Origin of the sequence: Parabacteroides gordonii MS-1 = DSM 23371 (assembly GCF_000969825.1) — a bacterium.
GTDB classification, from domain to species: domain Bacteria; phylum Bacteroidota; class Bacteroidia; order Bacteroidales; family Tannerellaceae; genus Parabacteroides; species Parabacteroides gordonii.
This window is the reverse complement of record NZ_KQ033919.1, coordinates 4,014,487-4,034,371: the sequence shown is the minus strand read 5'-3', so window position 1 is coordinate 4,034,371 and position 19,885 is coordinate 4,014,487. Positions and strand designations below refer to the sequence as shown.

Genomic DNA, 19,885 nt, shown 5'->3' with positions numbered 1-19,885 from the left:
GTTAATCGTAAACCGATTATGCTTTTTTTAATAATTTTCAGTTTACAGGTTCGACTGGATAGGCGTCATAATAAAAGTGAACTCATAATCGCCGTAAGGCAGACGATATTTTTCCAGAGGAAGTGCTCCCCAGCTGTTCACACAACCTAATCCCATCTGTGCCTTATCGATACACAAATTCGTATAATCGACCTTTTGAACCAGTTCAGAGTGTCTCTGATCTTTCTGCACACCGTCGTCAAGCGATTCGATCGAATAATTCAATGCAGAAGCGGAGAACGGAGCCTCAGCTACGAACATCAAACCATTGCCACCCTTATTGGTTTGTTTCCACCAGCGGATATCGGTCTTTGTTCCGGTTTCCTGCGGACGGATATAAGAGTAGAACTGTTCGTCGACCGTCTGGCAGAACTTACCGAGGTCGGTTACATTATTACGGTCTGAATAGTTTTCCAACGGGCCGCGTCCGTAGTATTTGATCAGTGCCATTTCTTCCGGCATCTGCATCTGCATACCGAAGCGGAACATGTCAGATACTTTGGCCGACTTATCGGCAACCATCTTCTGTGATACTTTCACGGCACCTTCGTTGTTGATCGTATAAGTGATATACAATTTAGCGGAAACAGCATCCATTGTATATTCGGCATTTACGACAGCCTGGCCGTTTTCGATCTTATTGGTCAGCGAAGTCAGTTTCAGGCCGGGTTGTTTCCAGGCTGCATATTTGTTTTGTAGGCCGGCACCCATATCGTTATCGGTCGGGGCACGCCAGAAGTTAGGTGTCAGTTTGCCGCCTTCATCCATCATAGCCTGTCCTTTCACATCGTATTTGCAAAGGAAGCCGTCATGTTTGTTGAATTCGATACGGAAGTTCTCACCCAGTACGATCAGATAGTTGTAATCGTTTTCCTTTATAGTAGGGATAACCGTTGCGATATTTACTTTTTCAACATTGGCCAACTTCAGTTCCGGAGCTTCGTACGGACGAACTACCAGTTGATTCTTAGCAACTGTATATCCGGCAGGAAGCATTGTTTCCGCTTTCTTCAGCTTGAACGCCACATTCAGCAGGAGTTCTTTGCATTTACAAATACCGTCCGTAGTGTAATCCAGTTTAACAGACTTGGTTTGCTGCGGAGCAACATCCAGATCCTTGATCACACCTGTTTGAAGCACTTCTCCGTTAGCCAGCAATTCCCATTCAGCATAGTAACCGCTCAAATCGCGGAAGAAGTTTTCGTTGTAAACATTCACTACACCATTAGCCAGGTCAGAAGGAGTTACCCAGATAGACTGGTAGATATGGCCAACTTCGTGCATGTGAGGATTCGGTTTACGATCCGGGCTGATCAAACCGTTATCGAGGAAGTTGTTGTCTGTTGCATCATAGCGGTTGAAATCGCCACCATAACCATATATATCTGTTCCATCTTTCTTCCAACGCAAGGATTGATCCACAAAGTCCCAGATGAAACCACCCTGGTATTTCGGATACTTACGTACAAGATCCCAATATTCCTTAAATCCACCTTGTGAGTTACCCATCGCGTGTGCATACTCGCACTGGATAAGCGGTTTGTCGATATCGCCTTTGCAATATTCTTCACTTCTTTCATAACCCAGGTACATCGGGCAATAGATATCCGTGAACTCATTCGTACGGGCTTGTTCATACTGAACCGCACGGCTCTTGTCTTCGTTCTTGATCCAGGTATAACATGCTTCGAAGTTAGGGCCGAAACCGGCTTCGTTACCCAATGACCAGAAGATAATGGACGGATGGTTGAAACCACGCTGTACATTACGCTGGTTACGTTCCAGATGCGCTTTGGCATACAACGGGTTCTTAGCCAGTGTTTCTTCACCGTATCCCATACCGTGAGATTCCACGTTGGCTTCTGCCACTACATATATACCATATTCGTCACACAGGTCATACCACAAATTAGCATCCGGATAGTGACAGGTACGAACCGCATTGAGGTTGAATTCTTTCATTACTTTGATATCCTGCAACATGCGCTCACGCGATACTACATAACCGCCGTCCGGATCCATTTCATGACGGTCTGCCCCCTTGAACAGTACAGGCTGACCGTTTACCAGTATCTGACCGCCTTTCAGTTCGATCTTGCGGAAACCGACTTTTACAGGGATCACTTCCAGGTCTTTGCCGCCGTCTTTCAATGTAGCAACCAAGGTATACAGATTAGGTGTTTCAGCCGTCCATTTCAACGGATTGGCAACAGCCATATCGGCAGAAATCTTGCCCGATCCTTTCAGGGTCGTTGTTGCGACCGACTTACCATCCTTATCCAGTAATTTCACATCTACCACACCACTGCCTTTCAGGTTCAGTGCTATATTTAATGTAGCATCCTTATATTGTGCATCCAGATCCGGAGTCACGCGGATATCCTGTATCTGTTTCGGATTGCGGGCATACAGATAACAATCACGTCCCACTCCCGACAGACGCAGGAAGTCCTGGTCTTCAAGATAAGTACCGTCGCACCAGCGGAATACCTGGAATGCGATCAGGTTCTTCCCGGGTTTCAGGTATTTGGTCAGGTTGAATTCAGCTTCCAGTTTGCTGTCTTCACTATATCCTACATATTGTCCGTTCACCCACAGGTACATATTTGAGGTCACAGAACCGAAATGGGCAAAGATCTCTTTCCCTTTCCAGTCTGCCGGAACAATAATTTCTTTACGGTATGAACCGACATGGTTATTTTCTACAGGGATTTCGGGGGGATTGTTCTTAAACTGGTTTCTCCACGGATATCCTACATTTACATAGATAGGATCACCGAAACCATTCAGTTCCCAAACACCGGGCACAGGCATATTCGCCCAACCTTTGTCGTTAAAGTTCACCTGATAGAAGTCAGTCGGACGGGCATCCGCATCCTTCACCCAGTTAAACTTCCAGGTTCCGTTCAGGGTCATAAAATTTCCGGACGATTCTTTACATCCTTTCAACGCTGCATCTTCCGTTTCATACGCAAAATAGTTGGTATGCATCGGAGCACGGTTTACCTCATTAACGTTGGGATCCTTCCACTCATTCTTTTGAGCGAATGCTGTCATTCCGATTAAGGAACAACAGCAAGCTAGCATTTTTAATTTCATTTGATATTAGGTTTTCAATGTATGTGCATAATCAATCGACCCACTTCTGCCATTTCACATTTTCATTGTAGCCGGCTTCCACCATTGTTTCAATGAATTGCATACCTCTTACGCCATCGTATACGGTCGGGAAGTCCAGGCATTCTTCACATGGCTGTTCTCCTTTCTTGATGCTCATTACGGTATGGGCGAAGTTTCTGTATATGTTGGCAAAAGCTTCGATGAAACCTTCGGGATGACCGCCCGGTGTACGGGTATTCATCTTGGCCGTATCGCCTATAAATCCGTTGTTTCCCATCCGGATAACCTCGGTCGGTTTATCAGTCCATTTGGCAAACAGGGTATTAGGTTCCTGCTGTTGCCATTCCAACCCGCCTTTATCTCCATAAATACGGATACGGATATTATTTTCTTCTCCGGCAGCGATCTGTGAGGCTGTAAGTGTACCGACCACGCCATTTTCATAGCGCATAAAGGCGGCACCGTCATCGTCGATCGGACGTCCGGGAACAAAGGCATTCAGGTCTGCACAGACTTCCTGCACCTTAAGACCTGTTATATATTCACTCAGGTGCCAGGCATGTGTACCGATATCACCGATACAACCGGCTTTCCCCGAACGTTTCGGGTCAGTACGCCATCCGGCATTATTACCTCCTTGTAATTCGATGCGGTCGGACAGCCATCCTTGCAGGTATTCCACATATACACGACGCAGTTTACCCAGATCACCTCTGGCGATACGGGCTTTCGCCTCTTTTACAGCAGGATAGGCTGAATAAACATGGGTAAGAGCCAGAACGAGTCCGGTTTCCTCCACCTTCTTCTGTAATTGCTTCGCTTCCTCCAAAGAGAAGGTCATCGGCTTATCCACTACGACATGGAAACCTCTTTCCAAAGCCATCATAGCCGGTTCGAAATGCCAGCGGTTGGGAGTCACGATAGTTACAAAATCCATCCGTTCTCCTTCCGGCAAAGTCATTTCATGCTCGAACATTTCCTGGTAAGTACTGTAAATACGGTCTTCCGGCAAGAAATAAGAGAGTCCGGAACTTTTTGATATTTCAGGGTCTACGCTGAAACATCCACAAACTAATTCAATCTGATTGTCCATAAAGGCCGCACGACGATGGATAGCTCCAATAAAAGCATCGCTGCCACCGCCTACCATGCCCATTCTTAGCTTTCTGTTTTTCATGATAATACTATTTTACAAATTACGAATTGAGAGATTGCCCAAAGTTACAAAATGCTGTAATATGTACAATAAATTTCGTAATATTATTATTATATCGATCAATATACAGCTACAGATCTGCCCCTCTTACCCCCTCAATAATCGCATGCAATCTACCTGATAGAACAAGTACGTTTCACCCGTTATCTCCGACAATACTGCTGATTGACAGCAAGAATGATTACGGTGAAATGTGAATGATACAAGAGTTATTTAAAATGGGTCGGCAGCCATAAAAAATAGCTACCGACCCATTGGATAACCGATGCCTACCTTTTCGGGAAAAGCCTTAAGCCTTTTTCCGAAAAGCTCTACTCTTTACCTTATAAAAACCAGTACTACTTAAACCCGGGGTTCTGCTCCAAGGCCGGATTACGCAATGTCTCTTCCAGTTTGATTGGAGCAAAATACATTTTGTTATCCCATTTACGCTTCTCTATATAGTTCAGATTGAGGACAGTCCAGGTATAATCATATACCTCTTCATCATGTACATAAGGTAAAGTCGCCGTCTTACCGGGTTTCAGACGACCTACAATAGTAATACCCGTCAACTTCTTGCTACCCGCTTCCGGAGCGATCATCCAGCGGCGTACATCATAATAACGTGATTCCTCGTAAGCCAACTCTACACGACGCTCCCGCCGCAGGAATTCACGTAAGTCGTTTTGGTTGAATGCCTGTCCACGAACCGCCAAAGTGGCTTTTGTGTCCGGGCGACCGATACGACTACGAAGAGCATCCAGATAAGTGACTGCTTCATCCAACTTGTTCAACTCAAGACTTGCTTCAGCCGCAATCAGATACATTTCGGCCAAACGGATATACGGCATCGGATTGGTCTGGAAATTATGTTCGGTCGCAGAGACTGTGCCATCTATTAATTTCTTCTCCAGATAACCTGTATACGTACCATTCCAGTTTTCGATATTCGACATACGGGAATCTACCCCCACCATACCGTTAAAGGACTGCGTTTTGATCGGATTATTCTCATCATCCACAGATTGTATGGCATCGACTTTTGAACCACCGCTACTCAATTCGTAATAACCGAACTGCAGATTACCCAGCGGGGTGGCATCGAACACGGCTCCATCGGCAGCTCTGGGACGTCCCCACTCTGCACCGTCATAACCTATTGTAGCATAGAAGCGCGGTTCACGGTTTGCATACGGATTCACAGTCGTTTCTTCACCGGGTTTCAGCAGTTCATCAGGAAGTTTTCCGTCTTCCACCTCGAATGCCATAACCAAATCATGTGTCGGAGCAGTTCCTGCCCAGTTATGATATCCGTTCGGCCCATGCAGCAAAGCGACACGGTTGCGAACCCAGTTATCGGCATTCTGATCTTTGTTTACATACTGTTTTGCCCAGATTGTTTCCTCATTATTCGTAATAATGATATTGTGGAAGTTGTTTGCTATATCCTTAATAGTAGCTGCATTGCAATCGACCAACGAATAAGGGCCGTTATTAATCACCTCTTTAGCGGCATCCAAAGCTTGTTGATACAAAGCCTGACGGTCGCCGGTGTATTGATTACATGCCAATGTATTAACAGAACGATCTGCGAACAACGGACTGGCTACATGCAACAATACACGGGCCTTTAAAGCTTTGGCAGCCCCTTTCGTTGCACGGCCTAAGTTCGCACCCGACTGTTCTTCGGGCAATAAGCTAACAGCCTGCTCGATATCTTTCAGGATAAAATCCATAACATCTGCTACATCAGCACGCGGCAGGCTCAACTCGGAAGCCTCTTCAATAGAATACACCTTATCTACGATAGGCACACCGCCGAAGCCACGAAGCAATTCCGTATAGATATATGCCCGAAGGAAATAGATCTCCCCTTTCAGGACATTCAGGTCTACACCGGTTTTCTCAGGTACATTATCGATATTTTCCAATACCAGATTGGCACGGTAGATACCTTTGTACTGTTTACTCCACTTGAACGGACAGTCATCACGATCATAAGCCCCCAGGTTACTTGGGGAAACTGTTGCTTCATTGATATCACGGCATCCATACACATGTGTAAAGAAAGCATCGTCCGACCATGCAGAAGTATTCACCTCTTGTGCGATGTCGCATACATACGAGTAGACATCATTGACAACCGATTTAGTCAAATCTGCATCTGCCCAAACGGCTGTTTCATCATATTGGTCTTCCGGTGTCAGATCCATGAAGTCAGAACAGGAGCTGAGTGAAAGTGTCAGCCCGGCGACTGCCGAGAGGCAAATATATTTTAGTTTCGTTTTCATAATAATTACGTTTTAAAATGTTGCTTGAACTCCGAAGTTGATAATTTTTCTCAATGGATAACCACCGATACTGCCATCACGCTGTTCCGGGTCGGCATCCTTTACACCATCGATAGTAAACAGGTTACTACCATTTGCATATAAACGCAAATTAGAAAAACCTACTTTCTTCAGTCCTTCAAAACGGAAAGTGTAACCGAGTTCTGCATTTTTCAAACGGAGATAATCTGCATTTCTCAGGAAGTACGTATTATCATTGTTAATCCAGTACTGGTTTTCACGGTCCCAGGCACGCGGTCCTTCCGAATTGGGATTTTCCGGTGTCCAACGTTTTTCATAATCGCTCTTCAGATAGTTGCCGACCAGGCCCGACCAGGTTTCGATGTACACCTGAGCACCCGTTGCACCTTGGAATAACAACATAACATCCCAGCCTTTCCATTTAGCAGTCAGTGTCAACCCGGCAACGAATCGCGGCTCCTGATTCTTTTCCGGACGGACACGGTCAAGACCATCAATCTTGCCATCCCCGTTCATATCTTTAAAGCGGATATCACCCGGAACAGTATTGTCTGAATATAACAATCCCTTTGCCCGTGCCTCATCTACTTCCGCCTGATTGCGGAAAATACCATCCGAGACATAGTACAGTAGGTTACGGCTACCTACCGGCCGGCCAGTTGAAAACTGATACTCCGGTACATTCTGTACTTCATCCCAGAAAGTGATCTGGTTTCTGGCATAAGTCATGTTCAGAGCCACTCCATATTCTACCTGACCGATCTTATCCTGCCAGCTGACCAAAGACTCAAAACCACGGTTTTTCATTTCACCCAGGTTTTCACGAGGCAAGGTGATACCGGTAATTTCCGACAACGACGCATTACGCGAGATCAACATGTTCGTACGTTTATGGTAGAAAATATCCGTTTCCCAACTTAAGCGATTCTGTAAGAATTTAAGATCTAAACCGACATTGTAAGTTGTACCGACTTCCCATGTAATATTCGGATTCGGAGTACGGCTTGGATACAAACGTTTGTTCTCAATACCGCCAAATGTCGTACCGGCATTGTTGAATGCATAAGTCGTCAGATATTGGATGGAATGATCGTAGTTACCATCTGAATCCACAAGGGCGTCATTACCGGTTTGTGAGACAGAACCACGCAACTTAAAATAGTCGATAAAACGGATATTATCTTTCCACCATCCTTCTTCGGAAGCACGCCATGCCAAGGAAACGCCGGGGAAGAAACCGTAACGTTCATCTTTCGGGAAGCGATAGGAACCATCCACACGCCAAACGAACTCAAATAAATAACGTTCCAGATAGTTGTAAGACACACGACCGAAGTAATTCAGACGAGTTTCTTTCCAGGAATAGCCATTCGCCATTTGCCCTTCTTCACCACCGAGGTTCAATTCCGGTTTGCTGTCGGAAATGAAACCCTGGCGGTAAGCCAATGTTTCTTCATATTGTTTCTTCTGACCTTCCATACCGAATGTTACACCAACTGTATGTTGTCCGAATGTGCGGTTGTAGTCGATCAAGCCGTTGAGCATCCAGCCGAGTTGTTCGGTGTGTTTGCGTTCCAGTGTCGGTGCATCGATCCACTGTTTCGAAGCGCTCAACCCTTCACTGCTTTCGTTCACGCCATCCCATGAATACAGATAAACCGGTTTCTGCATTTTTCTACGATTCATGAAATGGATATCGTAAGAAGCATTACCACGCAAAGTAAGACCTTCGATCCAGGGAACTTTGACGTTGATAGAAAAGTTGTTCTGGATATACTGGTTTTTGTAATGGTCGAAACCTGCAAGATCCGTACTGGTTACTGCCGGATTATCACCACGCTCGATAGCCGGCCCCGGTTCACCTGTCGGCCACCAGGCCGGTTGATCCGGACGGGTACGCCGTGCGCTACCGAAGATATCACCGGCTCCTTTTGCCGGATATTTGGTATCTTCCAAACGGGCCGTTGTTCCAACCTGGAAATCTACATATTGACTGGTCTTGATATCCAGATTCGCACGCAAACTATACTGGTCGTAGCGGTTGGCTGAGTTTTTGTAGAGTCCATCCTCACCGTTGGCACCGAAATTAACATAGTACTTAATTTTGTCCGTACCACCGGATACACCTATATCAGCCCGATACAAAGGAGAAGCGGGTTTAACAATTTCACCGAACCAGTCGGTATCCGGATATTTCCAGGGATCAGCATGTGTGCGGAAGCCTTCGATCTGCTCATCAGAAAAAGAGCCCGGAAGCACTTCGTTCAACATGGTCGCATATTCATAGGAGTTTGTCATTTCCGGCAGGCGGGTTGGCTTCGAGAAACCGGCACTTGCATTAAATGAAACAACCGGCTTACCTTCTTTACCACGCTTGGTCGTAATCAGAACAACACCGTTAGCAGCACGGGCACCATAGATAGCAGCAGCGGCATCCTTCAAAACAGAGATAGATTCAATTTCTGTCGGATTCAAACGGTTCATACCGCCATCACGGTCGGGCACACCATCGATTACTACCAGCGGATCATTACTTCCCAGCGAGTTAGTACCACGTATACGGATTGTTGTTCCTCCGCCACCCGGTTCGTCTGCTGTCTGAAAACCGATAACACCCGGCATACGACCAACCATACCATTCGATAAGTTTGTTGTTGGTGATGCTTTCAGTTCTTCACCGGATACGCTGGCTACAGACCCCGTAACAGTTACTTTCTTCTGTACCCCGTAACCTACTACTACCACCTCTTCCAATTTCTGAGTGTCTTCTTTTAATGTTACATTGATCGATGATTGATTACCGACAGCTATTTCCTGTGTTTGGTATCCGATATAAGAAAAGAGAAGCGTAGCATTGGCCGGTACTTCCAATTGGTATTTACCATCCATATCGGTAATAATACCGATCGTGGTTCCTTTCACAGAGACATTTACACCGATAAGGGATTCACCTGAGGCGTCGATAACAGTACCCCTGATATTTTTCTGTTGTGCAAATGCAGTCGTTGTGAATAGTGCAAAAAGCAATAAGGTTAACATTCTGAATAAATTGCTTTTAGCTAGACATTTTCCTGAATGTACATCTAAAATAGATTCTTTCATTTTTGTTTGTTGTTAAATGAATATAAGGTTAAAAAACACAATGGATATAACTAAATATCCGATCTAAAGCATTGGATTTAAAAATTCATAATCATAGGCAATCAATATTAAAATGAATACTATCGAATTATAAAAAACTTAGATTTTATCATCCCCATAACTTAACAAAGTGCAATCTTTATTACGGAGAGACAATAGGAACGTTTCTTGCAAACTACCTCATCGAAAATAACCGACCCGTTTATACATATACCAGGCAATTAAATCCACAGGCAAACGCAACTCACTATATATCAATATCATATTCAGACATATTTGGTTAACAATTAGACTTAATACCGAAATGTTTCAAAACAGGAACAGACGGTCTATTAAGAGAATTAATAAAATCACAGGGGCAAAGATATTGCATTTCGTTATATTAGTAAACAAATGTGCAATTTTTTATTACGGAGATCGCTTATTTATTCAAACCACAAATGTTAAATTGCTTGTATGAATGATATACTAAGGAATATAGATGCAATTCGCAGGAACAAAGGGTATTCGCAAGAATATTTAGCTAGTCAGATTGGGATAAAACAGGCTGGCTTAAGTCTTATTATGTCGGGAGAACGGGAGTTAAAGTATAATACATTATTGCAAATGCATTACAGGAATCAGTCATAGATATTATTGCATATCCTGAGAAATACGTCCTGAGTAGAGACAATAATATATCGACGGAAACGGTATTACAAATTAAGTTGGATAACGACAAAAAAGAACAAGTATTAAAAATCGTGTTCGGGAATGAAGGGGCTGAATTATTAAGAGGGAAATAGCTCTATTTTTCCGGGATATAAATAAAAGAATCAGAGCCGGCTTCTTGAATAAATGAGCCGGCTCTGAGCATTTACTGATTACATTTTGTAATCTATCATAAATTAGTAGAACAATTAAGCACTAGAAATTAGTTATTAACAGGTTTCAGTCCCATCTTTGCCGCCCGTTCCAGCATAAACTGTTTAGCAGCTTCGTACTCATTGGGAATGAGACCATCCAGGATAGCATTTTTTATCGCCTCCTTGATAATTCCTACCGGTTGAGAAGGCGGAAGACCGAATATCTCCATAATTTCTTCTCCCGAAACCGGCGGCTGGAAATTCCGTACCCGGTCTTTTTCCTCTATTTCTGCCAGCTTCTCACGAACCAACCGAAAGTTATTCAGGAAACGCCGTACTTTCTCAGGATTTTTACTGGTTATATCTGCTTCACAGAGTTTCATCAAATCATCTATATCATCTCCGGCATCGAAAAGAAGGCGACGGATAGCCGAATCGGTCACTTCATCATCGGCCAGGACGATGGGACGCATGTGCAGGGTCACCATCTTCTGGACATATTTCATCTTTTCATTCATCGGCAGCTTCATACGACGGAAAATACCCGGCAACATACGCTCTCCGATAAAGTTATGATTATGGAATGTCCAGCCCAAACGAGGATCAAAACGCTTAGTAGCAGGTTTGCCTATGTCATGAAAAATAGCACTCCAGCGAAGCCATAAATTATCTGTCGTCTTGCTCAAACGATCCAATACCATTAAAGTATGGGCAAAATTATCTTTATGCCCGATACCTTCCTTTGTTTCTGCACCTTTCAAAGCACAGAGTTCCGGAAATATCAAAGGTAACAATCCGCATTTGTCCAGCAGTTCAAAACCGACCGAGGGTTTAGGCGAAAGAACTATTTTATTCAGTTCATCGACAATCCGTTCCTTGGATATGATAGAGATCCTTTCCTTATTACGCTCGATAGCATCAAATGTATCCGGGTGGATAAAAAATCCCAGCTGGGAGGCAAAACGGACGGCACGCATCATTCGTAACGGGTCGTCGCTGAAAGTTATATCCGGATCGAGAGGGGTACGGATAATCAGGTTATCCATATCTTCCAGCCCTCCGAAAGGATCGACCAATTCTCCATAACGCTCTTTATTCAGACAAAGAGCCAGCGCATTGATCGTAAAATCACGACGGTTCTGATCGTCTTCCAGCGTACCATCTTCCACGATCGGTTTCCGACTGTCATGGCTGTAAGATTCTTTCCGGGCACCGACAAATTCGATTTCCAGGTCACCCGATTTCACCTGAGCCGTACCGAAATTCTTGAATACGGACAGATGCGTCCGTTTACCTAACTTGCTGGCTACTGCTTTTGCTAATTCAATACCGCTGCCTACAGCAACTACATCTATATCTTTTGAAGGACGGTATAAAAAAATATCCCTGACGTAACCACCAATCACATAGGCTTCAACTCCTAATTCGTCTGCTGCCTCTGATATTAAATGGAACGGCTTTGCCGATATATGATTTAAAATATCTTCCTGATCTATATACATTCGCTTTATTTATCTCACTCATTGAGACTGCAAAGATAAAAAATATATCTTTGCAGACAGAACGAATAAGCTAAACAACATGAAGAAGTCAGCAATATGTATCGCACTTGCCGCCATCACACTGGCTGCATGCAACCAAACGGAAAAAGAGGCGCAAGCCAGATTGAACAATGCGAGAAGCATGTACGAACGGAACGAATTCTTCGCTGCAAAAAGTGAAATAGACAGTCTCCGGGCTCTTTATCCGAAAGAATACAAGGTATTAAAGGAGGGCCTGGCTTTGATGCGCCAAGTTGAATTAAAAGAAGCAGAACGAACTATTGCTTTTTGTGACAGCTTGCTCCCTATTAAAATAGAAGAGGCGGAAGCTCTGAAAAAAGGATTCAATTTTGAAAAAGACAGCGTTTATGAAGAGATCGGTAATTACATCTGGAAGCAACAAACGATAGAACGGAATGTGCAACGTTGTTACATCCGGAGCGGAGTAAACGAAAAAGGCGAGATTTATCTTGCCAGCGTTTTCTATGGGGGTGCGCCGATCAACCATACAGGAATAAAGGTCAGCACACCGGATGGCCAGTTTGCCGAAACTGCATCGATCGCTTATGATGGTGGAGTGAATTACCGCTTCAAAGATTTAGGAAAAACGACCGAAGTAGTGACCTATAAAGGAGAAAAGGGTCTTGATGCGGCCAAATTTATTTCCACAAACGCAAAAGAGCGTATCAAAGCGGAATATACCGGGGGTAAACCTTATACAATATATATTGCAGACGGTGATAAAAAAGCAATTGCCGCCACTTTCGACCTGGCAACCGTTCTTAGCGATCTGGAAAACCTGATTAAAGAAAAAGATAAATCAACAAACAGGATCGCTTATTTGAAGAATAAGTTGGAGAGTAATACGGAAAACAAAGACTGACATAACCCCATAAAAAAGAGACTGCCATTAATTGGCAGTCTCTTTTAGTTTATATCCACTCATTATCAATTCTGCGTCAATCGTATCGGATCATCATATTTTTCCTGCAACCGGAGCAATTCCTGTTTCATGTCTTTTACCACCGGTTCATATTCCTTTTGACCATACACATTATTCATTTCATGAGGATCATTCTGTAGGTCGAACAACTCCCAGCTATCAATATCGTTATAGAAATGGATCAGCTTATAACGATCGGTACGCACACCATAATGTCGTTTTACCATGTGTTCGGCCGGATATTCATAAAAATGATAATACATGGAAGTCCGCCAATCTGCCGGATTTTCCCCTTTCAACAAAGGCAACAGAGATTCCCCCTGCATATCGGCAGGAATTTCCGCACCGGCCAGCTCCAGAAATGTCGGAGCATAATCGATATTCTGAACCATTTGCGGAATATCCCCCCGTTTATCAAAACCTGCGGGCAAACGCATGATCAAAGGTGTATGCATTGATTCTTCGTACATGAATCGTTTGTCAAACCAACCATGTTCACCCATATAGAAACCCTGGTCGGAAGTATATACCACCAACGTATTCTCCAACAGATTCTTTTCTTTCAGATAATCCAGTACGCGACCGACATTGTCATCCAACGATTTAACAGTCTTGGCATAGTCACGCATATACCGTTGGAACTTCCACTCTGCCAGTTCTTTACCCTTTAAATTCTTTGCATAAAAGTCTTTTATAATCGGTTCATAAAATTCATCCCAGGCAGCCTTCTGCCCTGCGTCCATACGTCCATAATACTTTTCATACAAGCTTTTCAAACGACTGTCTTTATCCGGACGCAGCATTTTCAAATCATAAATAAGATCCATATCCTTGATAACGCTCATTTCCTGGGCTGCAGCCGCCAGACGTCCTTTATATGTATCATAATAATTGTCAGGAAGCGGGAATGTTTTATCTTCATACAATCCCAGATTACATGTATCAGCCATCCAGTTACGGTGAATAGCTTTATGGTGGATAAACAAACAGAATGGTTTACTTGTGTCCCGTTGATTCTGCATCCAGTCGATACTCATATCCGTAATAATATTGGTCACATACCCTTTTTTACGGATCGTATCATTATCTGAAGTGATAAAATCAGGATTGTAATAGTCGCCTTGTCCGGGTACGATCTCCCAGAAATCAAATCCGGTCGGCAGACTCTCCAGATGCCATTTACCTATAATCGCCGTCTGATAACCGGCTTTTTGCAACAACTTAGGCATTGTTTGCTGTGAACCGTCAAAAACACAGTTCGTATTATCAGTAAAACCATTTTTATGGCTGAACTTTCCCGTAAACATACAGGCACGACTGGGGCCGCTTAACGAATTCGTAACAAAACTGTTAGTAAACCTTACCCCGTCGTTTGCTATCATATCCAGATTAGGAGTCCGGATAAAACGGGTATCATAACAGCTCATCATTTGCGCAGTATGATCGTCCGTCATGATATAGACTATATTATAAGGCTTTTTTACATCTTCCTTCTCTTTCTTCTGAGAGCAGGAAGCCACAGATAACAAAGCCGCAGTACCTGTTAATGAATAGAATAAACCCGATTTCATATCGTTGACATTTGAAAAATTAATAATTCGAATAAGCAAAGCGGGGCACAGACCAACTGCGCCCCACCTTTATACAATTCCAGGTAAATCGACTAATACCAATGCGTTATTTAATACCCAAAATTGTTATCGGAGAAATCTATAGCCGAGTTTGTATCGATTTCGTTTTTCGGAATAGGCAACAGCAAATTCTTCTTCAGGAAGTCTTCACTTAAATCGCCGTTGTTATAATAACGATCTCTAAAATTATTCACACCTGTTGCAGTATTTGCATTATGCAATAACACCAGTTCATGATTATTATTCAGTTCCAAAGCTTTCTTCAACATCTCCGTACCACGTGAACGAACGATCTGATACATACCCGGTTCACCGGAAAATTCAAATATACGTTCAAAATAGATCTTCTCTTTAATCTGATCTTTCGACAATGAAGAATTCCAACGGGCAGGCTGTTCAGATGGTTGGCTACCCGACTGGCGTGCACGGGACAACACTTCATCTGCCAAATCGATCGCTTTGTTTTTATCACCCAATTCATTATATACGTCAGCCATCATCAACAGCATATCGGCATACCGATATATAAAGATGTTCTTATGACTGTTTTGTGCAGAAACAACCTGATCGATAGGTTTCTTAAAATAAGGCCACCCCTGGTTATCACCTGTATTTTCCGAATATTTCTTAACCAATTCATCCATACCAGCATATTTACCGGAACTCAACTCTTTGGCACTCGGGTTGGCAGGATCAGGCAATTGCTCATAAGGGATTTCAGCAACCAACAATTTTGATTTGCTCCAGCCTTCCGGTGTTTCTTTCGAATCATAAGATACCAACGGATAAGCATACGTCGTATCACGGGCGGAAGGAACCGGTTCTACCTGTGCAGCTACCTGACCATTCGCAGTATAATTTCTCCACTTCGACTGGAAAGTAACTTCCAGACGTGCATCACCCGGATAAGTTCCTCTGAAATAATCATATAAAGCTTTTGAGGCACGTATACGGCTCCAGGATTTACCGGTAGTAGAATTGGTTGGAGCAAAAAGCCAGCTACCACGGTTACGACTTACACCGGATACCGCATAGTTCATCTGAAAGATCGATTCCTTGGAGCCTGTTACATTATTAGCAAACAGATCGCCAAATTTAGGCTGCAAAGCATATATACCTTTATTATATACTTCATCGAAACAAGCTTTAGCTTTTTCCCATGCAGCTTGATCCCCCTGGGCGGCAATAGTATAATACAATTTACCCAAGAATGCTTTTGCCGCCCATTTGGAAGCAAAGCCATCTGTTGCCTTTTCCGGCAGATCATTAAAAGCATCCGTCCAGTCCTTTTCCACCTGTGCCAGTATAGTTGCTTTTTCAACACGTGGCAATGCTACGGCATCCGAAGCGGAAGGAGTTGTTTTGAAAGGAGCGTCTCCCCACGTTGTCACGACATTATAATACGCCAACGCACGCAGGAATTTAGCTTCGGCAAGCATACTTGTTTTCACACTTTCATCCAATGGACTTTCTTCCATATTAGCAATAAAAGCATTTGTTTCGCCAATAACTTTATACATGCCTGTCCATGCCATATTGATCAATGTAGAGGCCGGAATAGCACGAAGGGATGTATAATCATCCTGATCGTTACCATTTGTCTGATACCATCCGAAACCGGAAGCAGAAATCATCAGCTCTTGCCAGGCCTGTCCATACCCATTATCGTTTGCCATATAGCCATAACATCCTTGTAAGGCCATCTGGGCGCTTTCCTTTGTTGCGAAAGCCGTGTTCGTATTGATACTATATTCCGGATCTTCATCCAGCCAGGAATTACAGGCTGAAAAAGAAAGAACACCGGCAAATAATAATATATATTTCAATGTTTTCATTTTATAGCAGATTATTTAAATTAGAATGTGACATTTAAACCGAATACATAAGAGCGGGCACTTGGATACGGGCTCATATCGATACCCGGACGCAAACCGTCGAAAGCGAAGCTGTTTACTTCGGGATCATATCCGCTATAGCTTGTGATAACAAATGCATTCTTTAAAGAAGCAAATACACTAATATTTTCAAAGCCGATCTTATTAGTCCAAAGCTTTGGCAAGATATAATTAAGTGTAATATCCGAGCAACGCAAATAACTTGCATCTTCTACATAACGATCCATTACCACACCGTTCGGGATCAGATAACCAGTGCCGGGATACAGATTTGAATGATTTTCGGCCGTCCATGAATTCAGGAATGCTTCCTGCGTCAGATTTCCTGCATTAGTAGCCGGAGTCATATTATAACGAATATTCGTATTTAAACGATCTGCGCCGTAAACACCATTAAACGAAGCCGACAAAGACAGGCTCTTCCACGAAACGCGTGTTTGGAAGCCATAAGTGAAATCCGGATTCGGATCACCGATAATCGTTTTATCATTTTCATCGATAACGCCATCACCGTTCATATCCACATATTTAACGTCTCCGGCATGAGGTTTTACACTACCTGAGCTAGGATCTTTCGTATAATATTTCGTACTTCCGTCCGGTGCTGTATATTTTACCCCTTTACCATCTGCAATGTCCTCTTCCTGAACGATACCGTCGGTCTTATATCCAAAGAACAAACCGGGAGCTTGATCAACCAGGAAGATGTTGGCTATACCAAAATGGTCGCCAATAGAATTACCCAGATAACCTCTCACCTGTTTCAGGTCGCCGAAATCAGCCGGTTCAAAGCCCAGATCACCAATTGTCGATTTATTAAAACCGATATTCGCTCCAATATTCCAACTCCAATCCTTTGAATGAATAATTTCACCATTCAATGAAATTTCAATACCCTTATTTGATAAAGACCCTTGATTAAGCATCACGCTGCCAAAACCGCTGGAAGCAGGTAATGTTCTGGAGATCAAAAGATCGGTTGTTTTCTTATGATACAAATCAACCGTACCGGTAAGACGTGAATGAAGAAATCCGAAATCGACACCGGCATTCCATGAGGTAGTACGTTCCCACTTCAACCCGTCATTTTGTAATTTATCCACTCCCAAAGCCAGCAGACGATCACCTTTTGCGGTAGCATAATCGATTACACGCGCATAATCGGAAAAAGTAGAATAAGGATCGATACTCTGGTTACCCGTTTGTCCGTATCCGACACGTACTTTCAACTGATCCAGCCATTCCGTATTTTTCAGGAACTCTTCCTGTTCCATTCTCCATGCCACAGAAGCAGAAGGAAAATAAGACCAACGTTTTCCTTCACGGAACTTACTGGAACCATCGGCACGTACAGAGGCCGTTAATAAATACTTTTCGTAGAAGTTGAAGTTTACACGTCCCAGATAAGACAACAACTGGAAGTCTTTTTGTATCGGCTGTTGGTTATCCACCTTTGATGCCAGCTGCAGACCTTTTGTACGCAAGGTCTTGATCTCAAAGTCCGTCCCTTTCGTATTCTTTACTACGTTTCCGTAATCATCATACGTAACACCGACTGTTGCACCGAATGTAATATCTTTACCTATATTCGAATTCCAATTCAGCAGATTTTCTACCGAATAGTTATTTTTATCCGTATTGGTCAGCGACAATATACCATTATCATTGGCACCGAGAGTCAACTGCGTACCCCACCAACGTGAACGGTCATTTATATTCATGTTACCACCCACACGTAAATTATAAGTCAAATGTTCGATGATATTCCAGGACAGATCCAAACCGACTTTAAAAGTCTTATCATTCGTGATATCGTCATAATCATCCCGCCAACTGAATACAGTCGTTTTCAAATCGGGACTTGTCAACATATTCGGGTCATCATCCGGCACCTGATAAGGAGAATAATCCAGAGCCGTACGTGAAATAGAACTGGTAGCACCACCAATCGTGTTACCACCGGCCATCATATTGTTCTGGCGTAAAGATCCGTTCATCGTCAGGTTCAGCTTGACAGTCTTTGAAAGGTCGGCCGTCAGGTTTGTACGCAAATCTCCCTGTTTGAAACCCGTACCGACAGTAATGCCATTCACATCCTTAAAACTGGCAGAGACATAATATTTAATCTTATCTGAACCGCCACTGACAGAAGCCGAATAATTCTGTGAAAAAGCAGATTGGTAAATTTCTTTTTGCCAGTTACGATATTCCAACACACGATAGTTCTTCGGATCATTCGGATTTTCCAGATAAGTGCCTACATTGTCGGCAAACACATATCGTACTTGTCCGTCTATCAGATAAAACTGACGTGATTTTTCATCTTTCTGGGAGTTCTTGTACATTGCGCTCTGCTCCAGGGTCATCATATCGTACAAATTACGGGCATTGGCCACAGTGAAATTGGCTGTTACATTTACTTTCGGTTTACCCATCGAACCTTTTTTAGTAGTAATCAGGATAACACCGTTAGCACCACGCGAACCGTAAATTGCCGTAGCAGAAGCGTCTTTCAATACAGTGATATTCTCAATATCCGCCGGATTCAAAGAAGATAACGGATCTTGTGCAATCTGAAAGTCTCCACTCAATGCAGATGATGCAAAATCACCGGTAGAGGCCTGCGGTACATTATCAATAACATACAACGGCTGATTATCACCACGCAGGGAGTTAGCACCACGAATTGTTACCGAAGAAGCTGCTCCCGGAGCCGAAACAGAAGATGTTACATTCAAACCGGCAACTTTACCTTGAAGTAAGTTGTCTATTGAAGACGCTTTAGCCGCATCATTTGCGTCGGGACGCAAAGTCGTCAATGCACCTGTTAAATCGCTTTTACGCGCACTACCGTAAGCTACAACCACAACCTCATCCAGATTTTGCGTGTCATCTTTCAGTTTAACGGTAAGTTTCGTTTGATTGCCGACAGTTATTTCCTGTGTAGCATAGCCGATAAAAGAAAAAATCAATACTGATTTTACATTCGGAACAGTAATATTAAAATTACCATCCGCATCAGTAACGGTTCCCAACATAGTACCTTTGACCTGTACATTCACACCAGGCACTGTCTCGTTAAAGTCATCAAGGACTTTACCACTTATATTCTTTTCTTGTCCCATTGCGGAAAGGGAAGAAAAGAACAGACAGCATACCAGAAAAACTTTCCATAGGTTTTTCATAAAACTAAATTTAAATTGATATTAAAAAATTATTA

10 protein-coding genes are annotated in these 19,885 nt (G+C 43.2%); 2 read left to right on the top strand and 8 right to left on the bottom strand.

What is annotated here, in order from left to right; all coding sequences use genetic code 11:
- Window positions 1–42: 42 nt before the first annotated feature.
- From HMPREF1536_RS15195 to HMPREF1536_RS15180, 4 genes are all read right to left on the bottom strand, one after another.
- Window positions 43–3,138, bottom strand: coding sequence for a beta-galactosidase, LacZ type (locus HMPREF1536_RS15195; RefSeq protein ID WP_028726102.1), 3,096 nt, complete (start codon window positions 3,136–3,138; stop codon window positions 43–45).
- A gap of 31 nt (window positions 3,139–3,169) precedes the next feature.
- Window positions 3,170–4,336: a Gfo/Idh/MocA family protein gene (locus HMPREF1536_RS15190; protein WP_028726101.1), complete on the bottom strand. Its 1,167-nt coding sequence runs from the start codon at window positions 4,334–4,336 to the stop codon at window positions 3,170–3,172.
- 377 nt (window positions 4,337–4,713) lie between these two features.
- Window positions 4,714–6,648, bottom strand: a complete 1,935-nt coding sequence (locus tag HMPREF1536_RS15185; RefSeq protein ID WP_028726100.1) for a RagB/SusD family nutrient uptake outer membrane protein — start codon at window positions 6,646–6,648, stop codon at window positions 4,714–4,716.
- 12 nt (window positions 6,649–6,660) lie between these two features.
- Complete coding sequence (locus tag HMPREF1536_RS15180) at window positions 6,661–9,708, bottom strand: SusC/RagA family TonB-linked outer membrane protein (RefSeq protein WP_028726099.1); 3,048 nt, start codon at window positions 9,706–9,708, stop codon at window positions 6,661–6,663.
- 558 nt (window positions 9,709–10,266) lie between these two features.
- Here HMPREF1536_RS15180 and HMPREF1536_RS28435 point away from each other — a divergent pair.
- Entirely contained in the window at window positions 10,267–10,440 is a 174-nt protein-coding gene (locus HMPREF1536_RS28435) for a helix-turn-helix domain-containing protein (RefSeq protein ID WP_225607923.1), read from the top strand.
- Window positions 10,441–10,723: 283 nt separating this feature from the next.
- Here the strand turns inward: HMPREF1536_RS28435 and HMPREF1536_RS15170 are convergent, their stop codons facing one another.
- The gene (locus tag HMPREF1536_RS15170) at window positions 10,724–12,157 is read right to left on the bottom strand and encodes a CCA tRNA nucleotidyltransferase (RefSeq protein ID WP_028726098.1); all 1,434 of its coding nucleotides are present in this window, start codon (window positions 12,155–12,157) and stop codon (window positions 10,724–10,726) included.
- Window positions 12,158–12,236: 79 nt separating this feature from the next.
- Between HMPREF1536_RS15170 and HMPREF1536_RS15165 the strand changes: the two genes are divergently transcribed.
- Window positions 12,237–13,079, top strand: coding sequence for a hypothetical protein (locus HMPREF1536_RS15165; RefSeq protein ID WP_028726097.1), 843 nt, complete (start codon window positions 12,237–12,239; stop codon window positions 13,077–13,079).
- Between the two features lie 65 nt (window positions 13,080–13,144).
- On the opposite strand, the gene HMPREF1536_RS15160 is transcribed toward HMPREF1536_RS15165, so the two are convergent.
- The 3 genes from HMPREF1536_RS15160 to HMPREF1536_RS15150 all read right to left on the bottom strand — a co-directional run bounded on the left by HMPREF1536_RS15160 (window position 13,145) and on the right by HMPREF1536_RS15150 (window position 19,850).
- Window positions 13,145–14,710, bottom strand: a complete 1,566-nt coding sequence (locus tag HMPREF1536_RS15160; protein WP_044191272.1) for a sulfatase family protein — start codon at window positions 14,708–14,710, stop codon at window positions 13,145–13,147.
- Between the two features lie 110 nt (window positions 14,711–14,820).
- Entirely contained in the window at window positions 14,821–16,605 is a 1,785-nt protein-coding gene (locus HMPREF1536_RS15155) for a RagB/SusD family nutrient uptake outer membrane protein (RefSeq protein WP_028726095.1), read from the bottom strand.
- Window positions 16,606–16,625: 20 nt separating this feature from the next.
- Window positions 16,626–19,850 (bottom strand): SusC/RagA family TonB-linked outer membrane protein, encoded by a 3,225-nt coding sequence (locus HMPREF1536_RS15150; protein ID WP_028726094.1) that lies wholly within the window; start codon window positions 19,848–19,850, stop codon window positions 16,626–16,628.
- Window positions 19,851–19,885: the final 35 nt, after the last annotated feature.

Coding starts and splice junctions, on each gene's coding strand:
- HMPREF1536_RS15195 (WP_028726102.1), bottom strand. CDS start 3,138: ATGAAATTAAAAATGCTAGCTTGCTGTTGTTCCTTAATCGGAATGACA.
- HMPREF1536_RS15170 (WP_028726098.1), bottom strand. CDS start 12,157: ATGTATATAGATCAGGAAGATATTTTAAATCATATATCGGCAAAGCCG.
- HMPREF1536_RS15165 (WP_028726097.1), top strand. CDS start 12,237: ATGAAGAAGTCAGCAATATGTATCGCACTTGCCGCCATCACACTGGCT.
- HMPREF1536_RS15185 (WP_028726100.1), bottom strand. CDS start 6,648: ATGAAAACGAAACTAAAATATATTTGCCTCTCGGCAGTCGCCGGGCTG.
- HMPREF1536_RS15150 (WP_028726094.1), bottom strand. CDS start 19,850: ATGAAAAACCTATGGAAAGTTTTTCTGGTATGCTGTCTGTTCTTTTCT.
- HMPREF1536_RS15155 (WP_028726095.1), bottom strand. CDS start 16,605: ATGAAAACATTGAAATATATATTATTATTTGCCGGTGTTCTTTCTTTT.
- HMPREF1536_RS15160 (WP_044191272.1), bottom strand. CDS start 14,710: ATGAAATCGGGTTTATTCTATTCATTAACAGGTACTGCGGCTTTGTTA.
- HMPREF1536_RS15180 (WP_028726099.1), bottom strand. CDS start 9,708: ATGTTAACCTTATTGCTTTTTGCACTATTCACAACGACTGCATTTGCA.
- HMPREF1536_RS15190 (WP_028726101.1), bottom strand. CDS start 4,336: ATGAAAAACAGAAAGCTAAGAATGGGCATGGTAGGCGGTGGCAGCGAT.
- HMPREF1536_RS28435 (WP_225607923.1), top strand. CDS start 10,267: ATGAATGATATACTAAGGAATATAGATGCAATTCGCAGGAACAAAGGG.